This window comes from Azospirillum sp. TSH20 (genome assembly GCF_003115935.1).
Lineage (GTDB): Bacteria > Pseudomonadota > Alphaproteobacteria > Azospirillales > Azospirillaceae > Azospirillum.
The window spans coordinates 1-2,634 of record NZ_LGQU01000187.1; the positions used below are offsets into that span (position 1 = coordinate 1).

Here is a 2,634-nt window from a genome sequence, read left to right on the forward strand (position 1 = left end):
TATGGCCCGACAATCACGGTGAGAATGGCGACAATCAGGATGAGAATGGAATGCCGCCGTCGTGTCGGAGGACGGGCGTAGCCCGACCGGAGGCACGACGGCGGCATCGGCGTCTTTCTGTTTGGGAAAGGCGCTGCTGGCGGAAGCGGTGAACGCAGCCAGGATCGAGGGTCTTCACGCCAATGAGGAACCCCGACCTTGCCGGGCCGACACATCACCGACCAGCAAATGAGGCTCTACATGAAATACCGGTCCTCCAACACCCCCGCGATTGCGGCAGCAAAAGCCGGGTTCAGCCCGGCGACCGCCTATCGCATAGACCAGGATCCCAGCCCGCCATCGACCAAGAAGACACCACGGGGGCGACGCCGACCCGATCCGTTGGCTGACTTCTGGGACAGCGAGGTGGTGCCGATGCTCAAAGCAGCACCGGGGCTACGGGCGATCGCCGTGTTCGCCGAAATCCGTCGGCGGCATCCGGACCTGAGCGAAAGCGTTCGCCGTACGCTGGAGCGCCGCATCCGTGCCTGGCGAGCGGTGAATGGCCCAGATCAGGACGTCATCTTCCGCCAGGATCACGAACCCGGCCGGATGGGCCTATCGGATTTCACTGACATGGCGGCTCTGGCAGTTACCATCGCCCAGCAGCCGCTCGATCACCGCCTTTACCATTTCCGCCTCGCCTATTCCGGATGGGAGCACGCCCACGTCGTGCTGGGCGGGGAAAGCTTTGTCGCCCTGGCCGAGGGGCTGCAGAACGCTCTCTGGTCGCTCGGCGGTGTACCGGCCGATCATCGCAGCGACAGCCTGTCGGCCGCATTCCGCAACCTGGACCGCGAAGCCGCCGAGGATGCCACTCGCCGCTACGAAGAGCTCTGCGCCCACTACGGCATGAGCGCCAGCCGGAATAACCGCGGTGTCGCCCACGAGAATGGCAGCATCGAAAGTCCCCATGGCCACCTCAAGCGCGCGGTGGAGGATGCGCTGCTGTTACGCGGCAGCCGCGACTTCGCCGACTTGGCGGCCTACCGCCGCTTCATCGACGAGGTCGTGGGCCAGCAGAACGCCCGCCGGATGAAGGAAGTCGCGGTGGAGCGGGATGCCCTCAAACCCTTGCCCCCCGACCGAAGCCGCGACTTCGAACGAACCATCGTCTGTGTCACCTCCAGCGGCGGCTTCACCCTGCGCAAGGTGTTCTACACGGTACCCTCGCGCCTGATCGGGCATCGCCTGCGGGTTCATCTGTTCGATGATCGGCTCGACTGCTTTTTAGGAGGAACGCACGTGCTGAGCCTGCCGCGTGGTCGCTCGCGCGGGAACGGCAAGCATGGCCATGTCGTGGATTACCGCCACGTCATCCACGCCCTGCGGCGCAAGCCGATGGCGCTGCTCAATCTCGTCTACCGTGACCAGCTGTTCCCTCGCCAAGCCTACGCCCGGGCCTTCGAGGCCTTGCTGGCTGCCGGCGACGAGCGGCGGGCTTGCGCCACCATGGTGGAGTTGCTGTCGCTGGCCCACGAACGGGGCTGCGAAGCCGCTTTGGCCCAACTCCTGGAGATCGAATTGGCGGCCGGCCGGTTGCCTGACTTGCAGGATTTGCGCGAGCGCTTCCAGGCTCCCACCGCCGCCCTCACCACCGTCACCGTCGATCTCGTGCCGCTCAGCGTCTATGACGAGCTGGGCACCGTTCGCCCGGGAGAACCAGCATGACCGCGGCCGATCCTATCGACGCCGCCCGCCTGTCGCTGGCGCTCGGCGATCTGCGCCTGCCGGCCATCAAGCTGATCTGGCCCGACTTCGCCGCACGAGCCGACAAGGAGGGCTGGCCTGCTGCCCGGTTCCTGGCCGCCCTAACCGAACATGAGATCGCTGAGCGCGCCCGTCGGCGCGTCGAGCGTCACCTCGACGAAGCCCGCCTGCCGCCCGGCAAGACCCTGGAGAGCTTCGAGTTCGACGCGGTGCCCATGGTTAGCAAGGCCCAGGTGATGGCCCTGGTTGCCGGCGACAGCTGGTTGGAGAAAGGCGCCAATTTGATCCTGTTCGGGCCACCCGGCGGGGGCAAGTCGCATCTGGCCGCCGCCATCGGCTACGCCCTGGTGGAAAATGGCTGGCGCGTGCTGTTCGCCCGGACCACCGATCTGGTGCAGAAGCTGCAGATCGCCCGACGTGACCTAAGCTTGGAGTCGGCGATCGCCAAGCTGGACAAATACCACCTGCTGATCCTCGATGACTTCGCCTACGTCGCCAAGGATCAAGCGGAAACCAGCGTCATCTTTGAGCTGATTGGCACTCGGTACGAGCGGCGCTCCTTGTTGATCACGGCAAACCAGCCCTTCGGCGACTGGGGCAAGATCTTTCCCAGCCAAGCCATGACGCTGGCTGCCATCGACCGGCTGGTTCATCACGCCACCATCTTCGAGATGAACGTCGAAAGCTACCGGCGACGAGCAGCACTGGAGAGAAAACGGGGACCTGGACGCCCTCCCTCCCGCGCGACAATCAACTCCAACCTGATTGACGCTCCGCGACAGGACCCTTGAAACCCGCCTACTGCAGCGTCAATCATGCTCCTGCCGCGACCCCAGACCGTCTCATCCTGATTGTCGCGCTCTCCATCCTGATTGTCGCGCCATA

The 2,634-nt window shown here is 64.9% G+C and carries 2 protein-coding genes; both read left to right on the plus strand.

All coding sequences use genetic code 11. From position 1 onward, the window contains the following. Positions 1-228: 228 nt before the first annotated feature. Positions 229-1,710, plus strand: a complete 1,482-nt coding sequence (gene istA / locus TSH20_RS33515) for an IS21 family transposase (protein ID WP_247871721.1) — start codon at positions 229-231, stop codon at positions 1,708-1,710. Continuing rightward, complete coding sequence (gene istB, locus TSH20_RS33520; RefSeq protein WP_109157699.1) at positions 1,707-2,540, plus strand: IS21-like element helper ATPase IstB; 834 nt, start codon at positions 1,707-1,709, stop codon at positions 2,538-2,540. The genes istA and istB overlap by 4 nt, the downstream gene beginning before the upstream one ends. Positions 2,541-2,634 lie beyond the last annotated feature (94 nt).

What these genes read in the sequence shown, in the direction of transcription:
- istA (WP_247871721.1), top strand. Translation starts at nt 229, where the DNA reads ATGAGGCTCTACATGAAATACCGGTCCTCCAACACCCCCGCGATTGCG.
- istB (WP_109157699.1), top strand. Translation starts at nt 1,707, where the DNA reads ATGACCGCGGCCGATCCTATCGACGCCGCCCGCCTGTCGCTGGCGCTC.